Here is a 19,014-nt window from a genome sequence, read left to right as displayed (position 1 = left end):
CTGGCGCACAAAAGCAAGAGAGGTACAAAATACTTTATAGGTGAAGTAATTATCATCTGGGCGTACTAAACCATGGGCGTTAGCCCCGTTTAACGAACGTTCACGGGTGTTGAGGTAGGAACCGAGGCTAACGGTAGTAGAACCGAGGCTAACGCCCACGGTTTAGCGTTTCATCAGAACTTCGTCGAGGTTGAGCAGGACGTTGCCAACGGCGGTCCAGGCTGCGCACTCCACTGCATTAGCCTCCGGTGGCAGCGGGCCGAGAGGTTCGGTGGCTAGTTTCGTGGCTGACTCGACTTGCGAGGTCAACTGCTGCGTGGCTGATTGTAGCAAGCGCTGGAGGGCCACCAATTCTTGTTCAGTGGCGCTGCGCGAGGTGCAGGCTTGAAAGGCCAACTGCAAACGTTGTTGCGTTGTCTTGTCGCGACCCTCGACCAGCAGGACGCGTCGAGCCAATGCCTGGGCCGCTTCGACAAAGCCAGGATCGTTCAGCGTCACGAGAGCTTGTAGCGGTGTATTGGTACTATCGCGTCGCAAGGTGCAGACTTCGCGACTGGGGGCATCGAAGGTCGCCATCGATGGGTAGGGGTTAGAACGACGCCAGGTGGTGTATAGCCCGCGTCGATATCGATCTTCGCCTTGGCTGGCTTCCCAGTCAGTCTTGCTACCAAAGGCCGCCGACAGACCGAGCGATGGCTGCGGGGGACGTACCGGTGGTCCAAACATTTTATGGCTCAGTAACCCCGAGGCGGCCAGCGCTTGATCGCGCACCGACTCGGCACTCAAACGCACGCGTGGTCCGCGAGCTAACCAGGCATTGTCGGCATCGGCCTCTAAGGCGGCGGGCGATACTTCGCTGGTTTGCTGATAGGTTCTTGACAACACTAACCTGCGCAAGAAACGCTTAGTGCCCCACTGACCGTGCATCAAATCCATGGCCAGCCAGTCGAGCAATTCTGGATGTGTAGGCAGATCGCCTTGCGAACCAAACTCTTCGCTGGTGCGGACAATGCCCAGCCCGTAGAGGGCTTCCCAAGTACGATTGGCCATCACCCGCGCCGTCAGCGGATTCTCAGGCGAGATCAGCCAGTGAGCCAACGATAGACGGTTCAAATTCTCGGCACGTGGCGCATGAAAAACGGCTGGCACGCCTGCCTGAACTTGATCACCCAGCGATTTGTAGTTGCCGCGCAGTTGCACAAAGGTCTTCCGCTCTTGACCGGCCAACATTTCGCGCATCACAGGTACGCTGGTTTCTGGCTTCATACTCGCCAGCCGCTTTTCCAAGTCGGCCAATTCGATGCGCGCGGGTTGATTGACAGTGGCCAGATGTTGGGCAAAAAACTCACGCAGCGCTTGGCTCTCAGCAGCTGTGCGCTCGGTCGCCGCTTTCTGCGCAATTGTGGTCAGCGCGGCATCCATTTGTGCCCAGTGGCCCGCAGAGACATCGCGACTGGTGAGCACTTCGAAACTGCCGAGCAAATGATCGCGATGCGCCGATTCGTGCGCCAGTTCAACGCGCATTCGACTGCCAGCGGACAGCTGAATCGGTTCGGCAGGAATGAGCGTCAGCAGATGTGACTTGTCGATTTGCCCACCTACTGCCCAACCGGTCGTCTTTTCAGGATCGATTACGTTGGCAGCAGCAAAGTCGGGCTGTGAGAAGTCGGCAAAGGCCGCCGCCAACTTTAGCGGGGTGATACCCGAGATATCGATCGCTTTACTATCTTTAGGCGCTTCAACAAACGTTTGAGTGAAGACCGCCTGCCGATTTTCATCGAGCAGCGAGACGATAACGCCATTGAGTCGCGATTGCACGTCACCATCGGTGCGATTGAAGAACGTAACTCGATCAATGGGCAGCACTGAACCGAGATCGACTTCCCACCATGGATCATCCGAGATGGCAGTATGCGTGACGGAGTTCTTCGTATAGTCGCCGGATGTCTTGCCGTCGATCGCTCGATTGGCTTCGCCGCCGTAGTCCGTGGTGCTCTGGGTCGCTTTGCCTCGCTGAGCCACGTTGGATCCTTGTGCTTGCACTTGGACTTCAGCCAACGAGAGAATGCGTTCTTTGCCAGGCAGTTCGAAACGCACAAAGCGCGCCTGTTTAGCTTGCGATTGAGGTGGGATGAGACTGACGCGCACATCGGTCAGCACAAAATTGCCTCCGCCAAGTCCTGCGCCTCCGCCAGGCAGATCAGCTAAAGGAAGCGTACGCAGACCAATCGCTTGGACCTGGCCGGCACAGGTATCGCTCACGTCAAACTCTAGCGTGAACGTGTCGGCGACAATCTTATCCTGCATCGGCCGCACGCGCACGCGTCCCTGATCGTCCCAGCTAGCTTCGGTGTTCGTTTTAGCACCGAAAGACACGGGGTCGAGAATATTCCACTGGGCCGCAGTCAACTGGCTGGTCCATTGTTCGTATTCTTGTTGCACTGCAGGCGAGACGGTTCCCAGTTGCGCATGCAATTGGTCGAGTCGTTGTTGCCACTCTTTGCGCTGATGTAATTGTGCATCGGTGAAGAGCTCGACGCGCGGTGATTCGTCTTGACGATCAGCATCTTGCGATTGATTGAAGATGTCAAATACTTTGAAGTATTCTTCTTGTGTGAGCGGATCGTACTTGTGCGTATGGCACTGAGCACAGCTGAACGTTAGTCCCATCCAAACGGCCATGGTCGTATTGACGCGATCGACGATGGCCACATTGCGAAATTCTTCGTCGTTGGTGCCGCCTTCGTTGTTGGTCAACGTATTGCGATGAAACGCAGTAGCGATCAAATCATCTTCGGTTGGATTGGGCAGCAAGTCGCCGGCGAGTTGCTTGACGGTGAATTCATCCAGCGGCATATCGGCATTCATCGCTCGCACAACCCAATCGCGATAAGCCCAGATGGTACGGGCTGGGTCATCTGCATATCCAGCGGAGTCGGCATAACGAGCCAAGTCGAGCCACTTGCGCGCCCAATGCTCGCCGTAGGCGGGCGAAGCGAGCAAGCGATCAACCATGCGTTCAACTGCATCGGGCCGAGCATCATTGACGAAGCTGTCCATCAGTTCGCTCGAGGGAGGCAGTCCGACCAGATCGAGCGACAAACGTCGCAGCAACACCGCGCGCGACGCCGGTTCTGAAGGCAGCATATGGCGTTGGAGTTGCTTGGCCAGTACAAAGCGATCGATAGGATTGTGCAACCAATCGCCCAGCCTGGCTTGCTCGGCAGATTTGAGCTTGGACAGTTGATCGCTCAGCTGGGGCAGTTCAGGTGTCACCGGCGCAACGAACGACCAATGCTTGAGGGCTGGAGCGCCTGAGCGAATCCACTGTCTGACTAGTTCGATCTCGGCGGGCTCCAGGGCTTTGCCGAATTCTGGCGGCGGCATGCGATCACTATCGTCCTGGGAAGTGATGCGCAGGAACAGTTCGCTCTCAGCCAGTTTGCCGGCCACGACAGGTATCTTGCCCGAGTCGGCGGCGCGATAGACACCATCGCCTTGATCAAGCCGAAATCCGCCTTCGCGTTCCTCTTTATCGGGACCGTGGCAGGCGAAACAACGATTCGAAAGGACTGAACGCAGTTGCTGCAACTGCTGGGAACTCAAACCCTCGTCAGCCAGGCTGGAACCGCAAGCCAGGTAGAGCAGACCAAACCAGAATGCAGATGTTCGCATGTTCGTCGCAATGGGTGGGAAGGAAACCGGTGGGTGTCCTGAATTATAGTCGATTTACGCTGGGTTAGCACTCCTTTGGAGTGCGGTGCCATCTGGCACCGCTTTGATGTAAGAGAAGTCTCTTGCCGCAGCCTGAGTCACCCTGAACGCTTGAATCACCTAGTTCGTGCAGGCTGCGGAACAGTTGGGTTATCACATCAAAGCTACGGCTGCGCCGCAGCACTCCAAGGAGTGCCAAAGCTGGTAAAATCAACTTCCCTACCCATTTACCCAACCGCCAATTGAGTGCTTACTGATGATGCGCTGTCTTCGATCTTCTGGGTTGCTGTTGGTTTGTGTGAGTTGCCTGGTGGCCTGCCAGTCGAGGCTGCCTGCGCAGTCGGCTTCACAGAATACGAAATCCGACAGCACTTCGATTCCCGATCCACAGTTTAATCCGCTACCCGCTCAGCCCGCCGCCAATCTGTGGCAGCGGGCACAGGGGGAGGACTGGCCCAATTTCCTGGGTCCACGCGGTGATGGGACCTCCGGCGAAACAGGAGTGCAACCCGATTTATGGCAGCCGCATCCCAAACTGCTGTGGCAACTGCCGCTGGGGATGAGCTATGGCGGACCGGCTGTTGTGAAAGGTCGCGTGCTGCAGTTCGATCGCGCGGGGGATTCCGAACGCCTGCGCGCCTTGAATGCGGAGACCGGCGAAGAACTCTGGAGCTGGAAAGACAAAGTCGAATACTCAGACATGTATGGCTACAACAACGGACCCCGCTGCATGCCCATCGTCGATAACGACTTGGTTTATCTCTACGGCGTTTCTGGCAAGCTAAGCTGCGTAACGCTGCATGATGGCCAAACGATTTGGCAACGCGATATGAATACCGAGTTCGGTGTGATCCAAAACTTCTTTGGGGTCGCCAGCGCGCCGTGCGTGTGGAACGATGACGTACTGGTCATGGTGGGCGGCAGTCCATCAGAATCCAAAAACATAGCGAATGGTCGACTGGATATGGCCATACCCAACGGTTCGGCGGTCGTCGCCCTGGATAAACGTACAGGCCAGTTGAAGTATCGCGTGGGCAATGACCTGGCCAGTTATTCCACGCCGATCGTCCGCAGAATTGCCGACAAAGACACGGGGCTGGCGCTGGCCCGGAGCGGGCTTTTGGCCTGGGACGTTCGCAGCGGTCAAGAACTATTCAGCTTCCCGTGGCGCGCGGCTATGCTGGAAAGCGTCAATGCAGCCCAGCCAGTTGTCGTCGACAATCAAATCTTCATCTCGGAGACCTATGCGATCGGCAGTACGCTGCTGGAGGTCCGTCAAGACAAACCCAAAGTCGTGTGGCAAGACGGCAAGACGCGCGGCACCCAAGCTTTTCGCGCCCACTGGTCTACACCAGTGGTGATCGATGGTTACCTGTACGGTTGCAGCGGCCGCAATCAACCCGATGCCGACTTTCGCTGTGTACGCTTGTCGGATGCCAAGGTCATGTGGACCGATCGACGACACGAACGGGCCAGCGTGCTGGCTGTCGATGGTCATTTGATCGTGCTGTATGAGAATGGCGAGCTGGAATTGATCAAACCCAATACGAAAGAGTATGAACGGGTGAAGCAAGTCGACTTGAGCCGCATCAAGGGCAATGACGGTTTGCCATTGCTAGATGATCCGTGCTGGGCCGCGCCTGTCTTGTCGCACGGGCTGTTGCTGGTCCGCGGCAATTCCAACCTACTCTGCTTCGACCTCATACCTTCGCCATGAGCCGGCTTGAAATCGCTCGTGTGGATAATAGCGTGCTTTGTAACGCAGGTGTCGATTCTCGGCTACATACATGCCTAGATATACCCAACGCATCGCATTAGCGCGGGCCAGACGAATCTGCGTCAGAATCGAATACGTACCCAGGCTGAGATAGTCCAGTTGCGGATCAAAGTAACAGTAGACAGCCGACAGAGCCGTCTCGCCCACATCGATAATGGCCACCGCAGCCAGGCGATCATCCAGCCAATACGATATCTCCGAAGTCGAATTCCACGATGAAATCAAGAACGCGGAGTAATCATCGGTACGAGCTGGTCCATCGCCTCGATCCATATCGCGCTGCATGCGATGCTGGTTGAATAAACGCAGTCGCACTTCGTCACAGATTGGCGTGCGCAGTTCAATGCGTAGTTGCTGGTCGCCCTTCTTAAGCACGCGCCGCAGCGAACGGCTTTCATGAAAGCTGTGAACATCGACCCTCAGCGGCTCGCACGCCTGACAGCCAGGACAAGCCGTGCGATAGTAGAACCAACCGCTACGACGATAGCCCAAGTCCAGCAAGTGATCGAGCTGCTGAGCCGTTATGTGCGCGGCCGGAATTTCCAAAGGCATGCGAGCCGTGCGGGCGTCCAAGTAAGGACAAATGCTGGGCTCGTCAATGACCTTGGTCAGTTGAAGCATTCAATGACGACCGCCGAAGCGGCACCGTGAGTGGTAAAATTCAGCTTGAGGGCGTAGCGACGTTCGTCGATCGGTTGTGCTTGGGTCAGCACATGTACCGGGCAAGCCGAATCGCGCTGGCCAAAGCCGAGCGTCGGCAAAGTCGTACCATGGGCTAACGACAATATACTGGCAACCAACTCCACGATGCCACCGCCACCACCGAGTTGCCCAAAGTAACTGGAGAAGCCCACCACGGGCACATCGCCGATCAATGGCGCCAAAGCTTGAGCCTCGGTCGCATCCAAGATCTGATGCGAGAACGCTTGCGTCGCCACGTGTGCCAGTTCCGACGACCTAATGCGCGCATCGTCCATGGCCGCGTTTGCCACTGCGGCGATCGAAGTAGCGCTGCCACAGTAAGGTTGCGATGCCGCCGCGAAGCGATTCGACCAACCAGCCAGTCGAGCAATCGGCTTGGCACCGCGGCGTGCCGCGTGATCGCGACTTTCTATGATGATTGCTCCAGCACCTTCTCCCGGCACGATGCCACGCCGACGCTGATCGTACGGCAGGCAGTAGGGAGGCTCTTGATCTTGACCAGTATCAAACAGCGGAAAGTGTCGATACATCAAGCGACTAGGCGAGATACGACTACCAGTTGAACCCACAACCATCATATCTGCCGACCCGCGCTGAATAATCATGGCGGCTTCTTGCAGAGCATGAAGACCGCTGACTTCGTCCATCACGATTGTATTGTTGGGGCCACGCGCATCGACGGCGATACCAACATGACAAGCTGGCATGTTGGGCAAACTCTTGAGCATCCACAGCGGTTGAATGGCCTTTAGAAACGTCGTTCCCCAACGCTCGTAATGCACTTGACCATTTTCGCTGCAAGCTTTCACCGCATCGACCAGGTCATCCAAGTCTCCGCTAAAAGTTTCAGCACCGAAAACGACGCCGACGCGGTTGGGATCAACCGATCCATCGACCAGTCCAGCATCTTGCCAAGCCAGTCGCGAAGCGGAAAAGGCAGTTTGCAATTCAGGCGCCATGACCTTCAGCGCTTTGCGCGGCGTGACGTATTGCTTGGCATCGAAGTCTTTCAGCCGAGCGCCAACCAGCAATGGCGCATCAGGTTGACTGGGTTCGTTCAACTGGACGATGCCACAGCGTCCGACCTCCAGGCTCGACCAAAACTCATTGCGCCCGATGCCAATTGGGGACACCACGCCCACACCGGTGATGACGATATCGCTCAATTCTGGCATCGAAGTCTCTAATGGATTACCGGACAAACATCAAACCACTCGCGGCCCTGCTGGTGCATCCAAGCGGTCGACGATTCTGGCCCCCAACCACCCACTGGGTAACTGTTCATCGACGGCGCGGCCGGACTGCGCCACGCAGCAATGATCGGGTCAATAATTTTCCAAGCCAGTTCGACTTCGTCGCTGCGCGCAAACAAACTGGCATCGCCAGTGATGGCGTCTTGCAAAAGTCGTTGATAGGAATCGGGCATTTCACCAGCATCGGATGCAAATCGGAAATCGAGTTGGCTCAGCTTGAGTTTCATTTCCTCGTCAGGAACTTTCGACTGGAAGTATAGCTGCAAACCTTCCGCAGGTTGGATCTGGATGACCAGTCGATTGGCTTGCGGGCGACTGCGACCAACTTCCCCAAAGAGCACTTGCGGCGGTTCACGAAACTGAATCACGATTTGCGTAGTGCGACAGCCCATGGCTTTGCCGCTGCGCAGGTAGAAGGGCACTCCCTTCCAACGCCAATTGTCGATATGCAACTTTAGCGCGGCAAAAGTTTCCGTTTGACTGTCCGCTTGGACACCTTGTTCTTTTAAGTAACCTTCATACTGTCCGCGAATCCCGCAGTCGGCAAAGTCCCCGCCCCGCATGGGACGCACAGCCTGCAAGACTTTCACTTTTTCATCGCGCACAAACTGGGCATTAAACCGCACTGGCCCTTCCATGGCGGTAACCATCATCAACTGCAGCAGATGGTTCTGAAACATATCGCGCAAAACGCCCGAGCCGTCGTAGTAACCGGCCCGCCTACCGACCGCCACTTCCTCAGCCACTGTAATCTGCACGTGATCGATAAAGTTTCGATTCCATAACGGTTCGAATATCGAGTTACCAAAGCGCAGCACCAGGATGTTCTGGACGGTCTCCTTACCCAGGTAATGATCGATACGATAAACCTGATCTTCATTAAAGACTTTGGCCAGGCAACTGTTCAACTGCTTGGCCGTCTTCAGATCGGTACCAATCGGCTTCTCCACCACGATGCGCCGGGCGGCTTCGTCGCCCTTGGCCAGGTCCGCGGCACCCAGTTGAGCGATGGCGGCTTCGTACAACTGCGGCATGGTCGCTAGATAGTAAATCCTTTCGGTTGGCTTGTTCAGTTCGATCTCGTTGCAGCGCGCGGCCAACTTGTGAAAGTCTTCGCCAGAATTGACATCGCCAGCCAAATAGTGAATGTACTGGGCAAACTCGTCCCAGACTTCAGCCTCAAAACCCTTGGTGAACTTGGCGGTCGACTCGCGCAGTTGCGCGCGCCATTCATCGTCGGTGAACTGGCTGCGGGCGACCCCCAGAATGCGAGTCTCCGGAGGTAAACGCTTGCGTTGAAAGAGTCGATACAAAGCCGGTATCAATTTGCGGCTCGTCAAGTCTCCCGACGCGCCGAAGATCACCATGGTATGCGACATAGTTTCCTACCTTGCCCGAACTCTTTTCGTATATGGTTATGCGGCCCAGTGTGGCATAGGCTTCTAGCCTGTGTCTGTGGCATAGGCTTCCAGCCTGTGCTGTGGCATAGGCTTCCAGCCTGTGTGGCATGTGGCCTGTAACCTGTGTCTCTGACATGTGGCCTGTGCTGGCGGCCTTCTGAGTATACAACACAGGCTGCAAGCCTATAACTCTGGACACAGGCTAGAAGCCTATGCCACATTCTCCATTAGCTGGGCTGTTTGCGAATGTCCAACCATTCGCTGTGGTAGGTGCCAGCACGATCGACGCGCTGATACGTATGAGCACCGAAGTAATCGCGCTGAGCTTGCAACAAGTTGGCGGGCAGTCGTTCGCGTCGATAGCTGTCGTAGTAAGCCAGCGCGGTCGAAAAAGCGGGAGCAGGTACACCCAGGTGCGTCGCCGCAATCAATACGCGCCGCCAAGCCGCCTGGCTCTTGTCGATGATCTCTTTGAAGTAAGGGAACAATAGCAAGTTCTCGAGGTTCGGTTCTTTGTCGAACGCTTCTTTGATGCGATCGAGGAACTGAGCGCGAATGATGCAGCCACCACGCCACAAAAGCGCACAATCGCCATAGTTCAAATCCCACTTGTGTTCGGCGCTGGCGGCTTGCAATTGCACAAAGCCCTGTGCGTAACTGCAGATCTTCGACGCATAAAGCGCCAAACGCACCGCCTCGATGAACTCTTTCTTGCTACCGATCAAATCCTTGATCGGACCGGCCAGCGTCGGATTGTCGCCGCTCTTGGGAGCCGACAGGACCTTGCTAGCGCGCACGCGGGCTTCTTTGGCAGCCGACAGAGCGCGGGCGTAAACTGCGGTGGTTACCAGCGTGCTCGGCACGCCCAGGTCCAGCGCCAATTGGCTCATCCACTTGCCAGTGCCTTTGGCCCCGGCCACGTCGAGAATCTTATCGACCAAGTACCCACTGCCATCGGGCTGGTCATCTTTGGCCGAGAAAATATCGCGGGTGATTTCAATCAAGTAGCTCTGCAGTTCGCCACGATTCCACTCTGCAAACACTTCGTAAATTTCATCGTTGTCCAGGCCCGCCACATCTTTGAGCAGTTGATAGGCTTCGCAGATCAGCTGCATGTCGCCGTATTCAATGCCGTTATGGACCATCTTGACATAATGACCGGCACCGCGGGGTCCAACCCATTCGCAACATGGGATATCGTGATTGGGTCCAACCTTGGCAGCAATCGCTTGGAAGATAGGCTTCACTAGCGGCCAGGCGGCAGGTGAACCACCAGGCATCATGCTGGGTCCCTTCAAAGCGCCCTCTTCACCGCCCGAGACACCGGTGCCGACGAACAGCAGACCTTTGCCTTCGATATACTTGGTGCGACGTTCGGTGTTTTCATAGAATTCGTTGCCACCATCGATGATGCAGTCGCCTGGCTCCAGGTGAGGCAACAGTTGTTCAATCAAATCATCGACCGCTGGCCCAGCTTTGACCAGCATCATCACTTTGCGCGGACGCTTGAGGGCGGCCACCAGTTCTTGGATCGTGTGGCAGCCCACAAAATTTTTGCCTTTGGCTCTGTCGGCGATCAGTTCGTCAACTTTTTCGACCGTACGGTTATAAACAGCGATGCGAAAGCCTCGGCTTTCCACGTTCAAGGCCAGATTTTCGCCCATCACCGCCAAGCCAATCAGGCCAAAGTCGCAGTCTGCGCTCATAACGAAGTTTCTCGCGTAAATTTTGAGTTTGGTGGTCGCTCGGGAGATGGCGATCCGACAAACGTGCCAGTTTATGGTAAGTGGCGCCAATGGAAACGGGGGACAATTCTCAATTTTCAGATTTCAAACGCTAGATCTTCAAAAGTTCCCCCAATCGCCCAGCCGATACAATCGATCTGCTCACCTTGACGCTTAGTCTCAATGCCGATAGAAAAGCAGAACGTGACAGTTGTCCCTCGATAGGACTCCTGGCCGCGTGAGTAACCGTGGCGCTGTAGCCAAGTGGCTAAGGCAGTGGATTGCAAATCCACCACGCGTGGGTTCGACTCCCACCGGCGCCTCTCCAAATGCAAAACGGCGAACCGCAAGGTTCGCCGTTTTTGTTTTACCACGTTGTAGAGCAACTGTCCCCAGCTGCTCAGAACTTGCTAACCAATGTGTCTTCCGACCGATTGACTAGCGTTACAATTATTTGCCTTGCCGGGTTCAGAGCGGCTGATCTCGACCGCTCTACTACCTGCTAATTCGCTTTGGATTTGCTGCGGGCTTCACGCAAGCCGCGGCTGAGGATGTCTCGCAACAACGGCGAGAAATCTTCATACTTGGCTTCGTCGGGTGCTCCCGATGCGTATTGGAAAATCGCATCGCGAGGCTTGGGACTAAGGGCAATCAGCGTGCTGCTGACGGTACCATAGTCCGGGCCACGCATGATCATGCTCGGCCGACCACCAGGGGTGGGCGTTCTGGCAAAGACCTTGCTGGCGACGGCCAGAAACTTCACCGGTGAATCCAGCATCTGCAGCGTCAACAAACGATGAGCCAAGCGGACTCGCTCGTCTGTCGGATCGTTCAAATCCTGGTTGCCAATGATGTTCAAACCATCTTCTAGTGGCAGCACTTCCTGCTCGGTATCGCTATGCACAACCCAGCCGCTTTCACCGTCACAGACGATCAAGTTCAGCGGCTCATAACGATTGCTAGTCAACTCTTCCATGGCTTTGTCGACACCCTTGCGGGCGGACGACGCGCGTAGCACTTCGCGTGCTAGCAAACCACGGCTTCTCAAGCCTAGCGGGTCTACCGGGGCACGACGCATGCTCATGCCAACGAATAAACCATGTTGATTGACCCCTAACCAAGTACCGCCTACGCGTTGGTCAAGACCACATAATACGCGAGGTTTGCCGGACTGTATGGACGGGGAATGGGCGGGCCTGTCGTAATACTCCTCTCTATTCGCAGCTACAAGAATTGGGCTCTCCGGAACCAAACGGTAGAGGACGGCCAACAAACACATTGGTTGCAATTTCTTTCAAGAGGTAGCGAACTTGCCACAGCCGAAGGTTTCAAGTTGATTCGCCCCTTCCAGGCGTCTCATTTCCTTGAGCGTCCGACTCTCGATGTCCATTAATCTATCGTCCAAACCACCCTCCAAACACCCCCTAATGGGTGTCACGCATCGGTTTAATGGCTTGGAGGTGCAAAAAATGTTGGTAGAGTTTTCCAGACACTTTGGACTTGATTTTTCCGGGCAAATCGTTCATGAGTGTCACCAAGGTATCCAGCCTCTGTTTCAGCCCGTCGCAGCCCAAGCTACATCGCTTAGGCCGCAACGCGGATACAAACCTTTGGCTGGTCAATAGTTGCGGCGATCCGGACCAGGGCCTTGCAGCCCTGGACCGCACCTAGAGTTTTTTGAGCATGGAGGCCCAAGGGCGTGATGCATCAGCGTTATTGGCTGGCTGCCATAATCTTGGCCACCAGCATGTCAGCCGCAGTGGCCCAAACACCCGGGCAACTAACCTCCGGCAAATCGCGAGCCGAGGCTCAACCAGAGGACGATGGCACGTCGAAAATTGTGGCCACCGACCTGATATGCGTTGTCGGCGGCGACCATGTTCTGGCTGCCGATGTCTTCGCCTACATCGATAACAAAATCGAAGACAATCGCGACAAGATTGCCCCCGGACAAGAGGACGCCATTCGCCGCCAACTTTTGCGCCGCATGCTTGTTCAATACGTCATGATTAAAGCGCAATATCAAGATTTCCTCCGCGACATCATCGGCGTCGCTGCTCCCTCGGAAGCCAAAGAGAAACGCAAACAGGTTTCCACTAAAGCCGTCAAGATGTTCTACGAGAAGCAAGTCCCGCGCTTGCTCAAACAAAACGAAGTCGCCGATGTGCTGGCTTTGGAAGAGAAGCTGCGATCCAAGTCCTCTTCGCTGATGCAACTGCAACAACAATTCGTAGAAACAGTGCTGGCAGGTGAAGCTGAGCGCAAGAACGTGCCGGAAAAAGTGGAAGTGCTACGCGAGGAACTGCTGGCGTATTACCAAGAGCACGAAGAGGAGTGGCAGAACCCAGGCCGAGCTCGCTGGCGACAACTGACCGCCCGCTTCGATCGCTATCCCACCAAAGCGGCTGCTCAGGCGGCCATTGAAGCCATGGGTAACGAGATCTTCTTAGGCGGCAAACCATTCGAAGCGGTGGCCAAGTCCAGTTCGCAAGGGTACACCGCCAAAGACGGCGGCAATCACGATTGGACCTCCCAAGGGGGGCTGAAAAGCCAGGTGCTTGATACAGCCATCTTCTCCATCACCCCACGCCGCCTCAGCCAAGTGATCGAAGATGATGTCGGCTTTCACATCATCGAAGTATTGGAACGTGAAGACGCGCGCGTGACCACCTTCGAAGAAGTTCACGACCAAATGCGCGATGCCATCATCGATCGCAAACGTCAGGAAATGGCCGAAGAGTATCGCAAGAAAGTCATGGCGCGAACCGCCGTCTGGACTCGCTGGCCCGACGATATCCCCGGCAGCAAATCACTGCTAGATGTGCTGCAAGAGTAGTGGTGCCGCGCATTCGGCATTGACCCGAATCTGTTCCCTTCGCTAATGTCGGTTCAAAGTTGACCACCTGACCTAAAAGTTGACACCTAACCATAGGACCCAAAGGAATGAAGAAACTTAGCTGCTGTGTTCTGCCGCTGTGTGGCTTGCTGCTGGCAGCAACCATCGGATGTGGTGGCAAGACCGAAGATCAATCCGCACAAGTTGCTGGTCAAACTGGCTCCGCACCAGCCGGCGCTAGTGGACAAGCCTCCTCCAATGCCGTCGTCACCAACGGTGCGGGCACCGAACCAGGCGAAGTCGTCGCGCTGTTTCTGGATAGCCTCCGCCGCGGCGATGAGACAACCGCCAATAGCGTCTTGACCACGCAAGCTCAAACCGAATTGGCCAAGACCGACTACGTCATCGAACCACTCGGCACGCCCGAAGGCAAATACACCATCGGCCGCGTGGGCTATGTGGACAACGAAAAAGTCACCGGCCTGGTCGAATGCATGTGGAGCGAACCCAGCCCAGAAGCTGGCAAGCCACCGATCGAAATGGAACTGGTCTGCGAAGTTCACAAAGAACCAGCCGGCTGGCGCATCAGTGGTCTGGCCGTGAAGATGGCCGGTACCGAAGAGACCTTTGTGCTCGACTTCGAAAATGCCAGCTCGCTGCAAACAGCTCTCGAAAACGCCAACGGCCAACCAGCACAGCCTGCTCAGCCAACTCAACCTGCTGCTCAGATCGCATTGCCGCCAATGCCCAATGCACCAGTACCACGCTAGTAATTGTCTCCTTTCGCTCCGCGAAAGGCACAGCTGAACCTCTCACTCCGCGAAAGGCTGTTCCTTCGCGGAGTAGTGTCTCCTTTCGCTCCGCGAAAGGCCGTTCCTTTCGCGGAGCGAAAGGAGACTCTGCCTCAAATCTTCAATCAGTTCGCGGCGTTTAGCACTCTGCTGCTCGGGCAGGGCTCTCAGGATGGCGGCGGGATGCCAGGTAGCCATCGTCTGTGGGCACAAGGGTGATTCTATAATCCGTCCGCGCAAGTCTGTGAGCTTCACGTGCCGGCCCACAACTGCATGCAACGCGGTCGCTCCCAAGCACACCAACATCTTAGGCTGCACCAGTTCGACTTCCGCTGCTAGCCAAGGTCGACAGGCGTTGATGTGACGACTGGATGGAGTCTTGTGCAGACGTTGTTTGCCACGCTCCTGAAAGTGAAAATGTTTAACGGCATTGGTCAAGTAAACATCCGCGCGGGCTAGACCACTTTCAGCCAGCGCCTCGCTGAGCAACTGCCCAGCAGGTCCTACGAACGGTTGCCCCATTCGATCTTCGACATCTCCCGGCTGCTCGCCCACAATCATGATCGCAGCCTTAGTCGGTCCCACACCAAAGACAGTTTGTGTCGCCGACTGGCACAACTCGCAGCCACGACAGCCTGCAGCCGCTAGCTGCAGTGTCGACCAATCCGCCTTAGCAGCGTTGGGGACAAAATCGGCAGCCGAAACCGACAAACCTTCGGTGTAGCTGACCATACGCTGCACGCGCTCGGGAGCTTCCTGCAGCAATCGGTCGATCTCGGTCGTCTCTGGCAACGTCGACCAATGCCGCACCGGCATCTCTTTGCGCATCATGGCCAGCTTGATGCGGGCAGGGTTAAAGGTTGATCCGTAATAGGTCTTCCACAAAGCTTCCAGCTCATCACCCTCTGGCGCGGCCGAACGTGGCATGCCCGGTCCGTACTCGAGACTCTGACCATCCCAGGTAACCGACTCATCGGGCGTCAGAATGGTCCAGTGCATGCCGGTAAATCGTCGAGAGAAGAACGGGGCGACCCGTCGCAGAATCACATGATCGGGCCGATGCCAGGCCACATAATGCTCGCCGCCTTCGTTAACCACACGTCGAAATCGCACGAAGGCTTTCATCTTGTGGCAATCGCGCCTGATCTGCTTTTCCATCATCAACAGTTGATGCACATCATCGTCGGTCGTAATCTGCAAGAGTTGCGGCTCGTCGCCAGTCAATCGATACAGTACCCGATACATCAGCTGCCAGCGCTGAGGCGAACGATGACAGGCCACCGCCTCGGCCAGTTCCACAAACTCTCTTGGCACTCGCTGAACCTGGGAAGTGCCCTCGACAATAAATGTGTCTTCTGCAAATAGCGTCCCAGTCGCACTCAGTTCACTCAACCGCACTCGATCCGGCGCGACTCGCCGGGCCAACAAAGCCCGGCAGGTCACTCGCCAATGTTCAAAGTCCGTAATCGCAATATCCATGGCTCACCCATTCGCCATTCCCGTAGCGGAATGCGTCAAGCATTTCGAGTATTCCCGTAGCGGAATGCGTCAAGAATTTCGAGTATCTGACTCTCCATCGAAAGCCTTGACGGCTTCCGCTACGCTGGCGTTTAAAACAACATTAACTGCTGCGGTTTATCGGCTACCAGTTCGCGCAAGGTTGGCGAGTCGATTTGGCCGGCATAGGTATTGGTGTCGGCTGTAATGACAAAGTAACGCGCTCGCGACCAAGCGACGCGCAGTTTTTTAAGATCGCCAGTGGTCAAAGGGGAGTGCTGCCGGATCTGCAACATGCGATCGACGCTTCGCGCACCGACACCAGGAATGCGAAGCAGATCACGGCGCTCGGCGCGGTTGACATCGATCGGAAAGAACTCGCGATGCATGAGTGCCCAAGCCAGCTTGGGATCAATTTGCAGGTCCAAATTTCCGTCGGTGCCTGCGGTGATCTCGTCGACATCGAATTCATAGTAACGCAATAGCCAGTCGGCTTGATACAGACGATGCTCGCGGACCAAAGGCGGTGCCTGGCCGGGCAAACGCGCATCGGCATGGGGAATCGGACTGTAAGCCGAATAATAAACGCGGCGCAAGCGTTGGCCGCTGTAGAGGTGGCTGGCCGTGCGCAAGATTTCTTGATCGGTCGTAGCCGTCGCGCCGACGATCATTTGCGTACTTTGACCGGCCGGCGCATAACGCGGCGCGCGAAACCCTCGATCGCGCTCGGCCTTGGCATCATCGATGCGGCCTCGAATATCGTTCATCGTGGACACGATCTCGGGCTTCTTCTTCTCCGGAGCCAACTTAGCCAAATCGGCTTCAGTGGGCAGTTCTATATTGACGCTCAATCGATCCGCCCACAATCCAGCTTCATCGATCAGTTTGGGATCAGCACCCGGAATGGTCTTCAGATGGATATAGCCTCCGAAGTGCTGTTCCTGCCGCAAACGTTTGGCGACATCGACGAGCTGTTCCATCGTGTAATCGGAGTTTTGAATGATCCCCGAACTAAGAAACAGACCTTCGATGTAGTTCCGCTTGTAAAACTCCATCGTCAACCAAATGACTTCGTCATTGGTGAATCGTGCTCTGGGCGTGTCGCTAGTGACACGATTGACACAATACTGACAATCGAAGATGCAGTAGTTGGTCAGCAGAATTTTCAGCAGGCTAACGCAGCGACCATCGGGCGTATAGCTGTGGCAAATGCCCATGCCTTCGGTGGAACCTATGCGGCTGCCCTCGCGCGTACCTTTCGATCCGCTGCTGGCACAGGATGCATCGTACTTGGCAGCATCAGCCAGAATGCTGAGTTTCTTTTGGACGTCCATTGCCTCGGTTCGCTTCGATCGCGCGCTTCTCTAATTGCTCATCGACCAGCTTGTACCAGACGTCGCGTTGTCTGGGCACATAACCAATTTCGGTGATGGCCGCTCGAATTTGATCGAGCGTCAAAAAATGTACCGTACCCGCTTCGGCCACCACGTTCTCTTCGATCATCAGGCTGCCCATATCGTTGGCACCATACAGCAGAGCAAGCTGGCCGATCTTTAGACCTTGTGTAACCCAACTGCTTTGAATGTTGGGGAAGTTATCCAAATACAAGCGAGCCACAGCTTGCGTGTGCAAGTATGAGTAAGCACCCAACTTGGGCAGCTTCGAAAGATCCGTATGCTCGGGTTGGAATGTCCAACAAATAAAGGCGCTGAATCCGTGCGTTTCGTCTTGCAGTTGTCGCAATCGATCCAAGTGCTCAACGCGTTCCTCCAGCGTTTCCACATGGCCAAACATCATCGTGGCCGAGCTGATCCCGCCCAGCGAATGCCACACGCGCATGACATCCAACCAATCGTCGGTCAGCACCTTGCCACGCGTAATCTCTTTGCGGACGCGGTCGACCAAGATCTCGGCACCACCACCAGGTAAACTGCCCAGGCCTGCCGCTTTTAAACGACTGAGCACTTCCTGCAGAGTCATTTTGTTCACTTTGGTGAAGTGATAGATCTCTGGCGGGCTAAAGCCGTGAATATTGACTTGCGGAAAATTCGTTCGGATGTCCGAGAGCAATTCCTCGTACCATTCGAGCTTGAAGGTGGGATGCAGTCCACCTTGCATCAAGATCTGATTGCCGCCCAGAGCGACGGTCTCTTCCACTTTCTTCAGCAGCACATCGCGAGGCAACACGTAACCTTCATCGCTTTTAGGTGTGCGATAAAACGCACAAAAGTCGCAGACAGCCGTGCAGATGTTGCTGTAGTTGATATTGCGATCGATGTTGTAGGTGCGATAAGGCTCTGGGTGCAAGCGCCGAGTTACAGCGTCGGCTGCCGCACCAATGGCCGTTAAATCGTGCGTTTGCAAGAGCTCAAGGCATTCAGCGTTGGTGATCCGCTGGCCGGCGATGGCTTTGTCTAAGATGGCGCGAATCGACTTGGCTGCGGCCACCTCCGGGCCAGAAACAGGTGATGCGGTTGTCGGCTTTAGTACTGTTTGACTCATGATGGCGATTGTGTAAGGAGGAGGTGATCACGACCGGCCGGAGCCAGACCGACTTCGACGGCTCGATGGTAGAACAGTTCGAGCCCTTGTTGTTGACTGGGCTCTAACTTGAAGTACAAGAACTTCTCAAAGTAATCGATGCAGGCTTGGGTCGTCAGGCCGTACTTGCTTGCCTGCTCAGCGGCAATCTGACGCGCGGCGGCCAAGCCTCGATCGCGGGCCACTTCTAGACCGGCTGCCAGTCCAGCCATATCGCGATTAGGTCGTGCCACCCACATCGCAAACACAAATGGTAGCTGCGTCGTCTTAAACCATTGCTCGCCCAAATCCCAAACTTCGCAAAACTCATCGCCCCAACCCCGCAAAGCGCGATCGCCGATGACTAGCACTGCATCGGTCGGAGCCGTTTCCGCTGGTCGACCGATCGGCAGCGGTTCCAGCCGAGGTCGAATACCACAACGATCCAGTAGCAAAATCTGCGCTAGCGCGGCGCTGGTGCGCGAGCCTTCATCCAGGGCAAGTGATTGCACCAAGTGGGGCGGCTGGCGAAAGAGCAATTGCACACTCCAAACCGGGCCGCGGCAAGCGATACAGGCATCCGACACGATCGACAAATCTTCCAACGGAGATCGAAACAGTTCGATCGACGGAATCAGAGCTACATCGAGTTGGCCGGCATGCAGTTGCGCGGCCAACCGACTGGGAAGATCCAAGGTCAATTGCGACTGGGGCAAGGCCCGATCCAATTGGTGGATCAGGGGTTTAGTGTTCAAGTAAGAAACTGCCCCAATGCGGAATGTCATGCCAACGCCTTTCTA

General features: G+C 55.7%; 13 protein-coding genes and 1 tRNA gene. 4 read left to right on the top strand and 10 right to left on the bottom strand.

All coding sequences use genetic code 11. The features are described 5' to 3' along the window. Window positions 1-162: 162 nt before the first annotated feature. On the bottom strand, window positions 163-3,675 hold the full coding sequence (locus SH573x_RS05890; RefSeq protein WP_479353401.1) for a DUF1553 domain-containing protein: 3,513 nt from the start codon (window positions 3,673-3,675) through the stop codon (window positions 163-165). Window positions 3,676-3,970: 295 nt separating this feature from the next. On the opposite strand from SH573x_RS05890, the gene SH573x_RS05885 reads away from it, so the two are divergent. After that, window positions 3,971-5,431: an outer membrane protein assembly factor BamB family protein gene (locus tag SH573x_RS05885; protein ID WP_479353400.1), complete on the top strand. Its 1,461-nt coding sequence runs from the start codon at window positions 3,971-3,973 to the stop codon at window positions 5,429-5,431. On the opposite strand, the gene SH573x_RS05880 is transcribed toward SH573x_RS05885, so the two are convergent. From SH573x_RS05880 to gnd, 4 genes are all read right to left on the bottom strand, one after another. Continuing rightward, a complete protein-coding gene (locus SH573x_RS05880; protein ID WP_479353399.1) occupies window positions 5,399-6,112 on the bottom strand; it encodes an arginyltransferase in 714 nt (237 codons plus the stop codon). The two genes, SH573x_RS05885 and SH573x_RS05880, sit on opposite strands and share 33 nt — an antisense overlap. Further along, window positions 6,100-7,368: a beta-ketoacyl-[acyl-carrier-protein] synthase family protein gene (locus tag SH573x_RS05875; protein WP_479353398.1), complete on the bottom strand. Its 1,269-nt coding sequence runs from the start codon at window positions 7,366-7,368 to the stop codon at window positions 6,100-6,102. The genes SH573x_RS05880 and SH573x_RS05875 overlap by 13 nt, the downstream gene beginning before the upstream one ends. Before the next feature lie 8 nt (window positions 7,369-7,376). Beyond that, complete coding sequence (gene zwf, locus SH573x_RS05870) at window positions 7,377-8,825, bottom strand: glucose-6-phosphate dehydrogenase (protein ID WP_479353397.1); 1,449 nt, start codon at window positions 8,823-8,825, stop codon at window positions 7,377-7,379. A 248-nt stretch (window positions 8,826-9,073) separates the two neighbouring features. Next, window positions 9,074-10,552 carry a decarboxylating NADP(+)-dependent phosphogluconate dehydrogenase gene (gene gnd, locus SH573x_RS05865; protein ID WP_479353396.1) on the bottom strand — a complete coding sequence of 493 codons (1,479 nt, stop codon included), beginning with the start codon at window positions 10,550-10,552 and terminating at the stop codon, window positions 9,074-9,076. A gap of 268 nt (window positions 10,553-10,820) precedes the next feature. Between gnd and SH573x_RS05860 the strand changes: the two genes are divergently transcribed. After that, a tRNA-Cys gene (locus SH573x_RS05860) sits at window positions 10,821-10,893 on the top strand. Between the two features lie 179 nt (window positions 10,894-11,072). Here the strand turns inward: SH573x_RS05860 and SH573x_RS05855 are convergent. Then, complete coding sequence (locus SH573x_RS05855; protein ID WP_479353395.1) at window positions 11,073-11,849, bottom strand: NRDE family protein; 777 nt, start codon at window positions 11,847-11,849, stop codon at window positions 11,073-11,075. A 423-nt stretch (window positions 11,850-12,272) separates the two neighbouring features. Between SH573x_RS05855 and SH573x_RS05850 the strand changes: the two genes are divergently transcribed. Beyond that, complete coding sequence (locus SH573x_RS05850) at window positions 12,273-13,406, top strand: peptidylprolyl isomerase (protein WP_479356657.1); 1,134 nt, start codon at window positions 12,273-12,275, stop codon at window positions 13,404-13,406. 107 nt (window positions 13,407-13,513) lie between these two features. Further along, window positions 13,514-14,176 (top strand): hypothetical protein, encoded by a 663-nt coding sequence (locus SH573x_RS05845; RefSeq protein ID WP_479353394.1) that lies wholly within the window; start codon window positions 13,514-13,516, stop codon window positions 14,174-14,176. A 42-nt stretch (window positions 14,177-14,218) separates the two neighbouring features. On the opposite strand, the gene SH573x_RS05840 is transcribed toward SH573x_RS05845, so the two are convergent. From SH573x_RS05840 to SH573x_RS05825, 4 genes are all read right to left on the bottom strand, one after another. Then, window positions 14,219-15,676 carry a UdgX family uracil-DNA binding protein gene (locus SH573x_RS05840; RefSeq protein ID WP_479353393.1) on the bottom strand — a complete coding sequence of 486 codons (1,458 nt, stop codon included), beginning with the start codon at window positions 15,674-15,676 and terminating at the stop codon, window positions 14,219-14,221. 131 nt (window positions 15,677-15,807) lie between these two features. After that, window positions 15,808-17,028 carry a putative DNA modification/repair radical SAM protein gene (locus SH573x_RS05835; RefSeq protein WP_479353392.1) on the bottom strand — a complete coding sequence of 407 codons (1,221 nt, stop codon included), beginning with the start codon at window positions 17,026-17,028 and terminating at the stop codon, window positions 15,808-15,810. Then, on the bottom strand, window positions 16,994-18,196 hold the full coding sequence (gene mqnC, locus SH573x_RS05830) for a cyclic dehypoxanthinyl futalosine synthase (protein WP_479353391.1): 1,203 nt from the start codon (window positions 18,194-18,196) through the stop codon (window positions 16,994-16,996). Before mqnC ends, SH573x_RS05835 begins: the two co-directional genes overlap by 35 nt. Further along, window positions 18,193-18,999 carry a menaquinone biosynthetic enzyme MqnA/MqnD family protein gene (locus SH573x_RS05825; RefSeq protein WP_479353390.1) on the bottom strand — a complete coding sequence of 269 codons (807 nt, stop codon included), beginning with the start codon at window positions 18,997-18,999 and terminating at the stop codon, window positions 18,193-18,195. Before SH573x_RS05825 ends, mqnC begins: the two co-directional genes overlap by 4 nt. Window positions 19,000-19,014 lie beyond the last annotated feature (15 nt).

Source organism: Rania fehmarnensis, assembly GCF_056494185.1.
The sequence above is the reverse complement of the archived record's forward strand: the minus strand, read 5'-3'. Positions and strand labels throughout refer to the sequence as shown.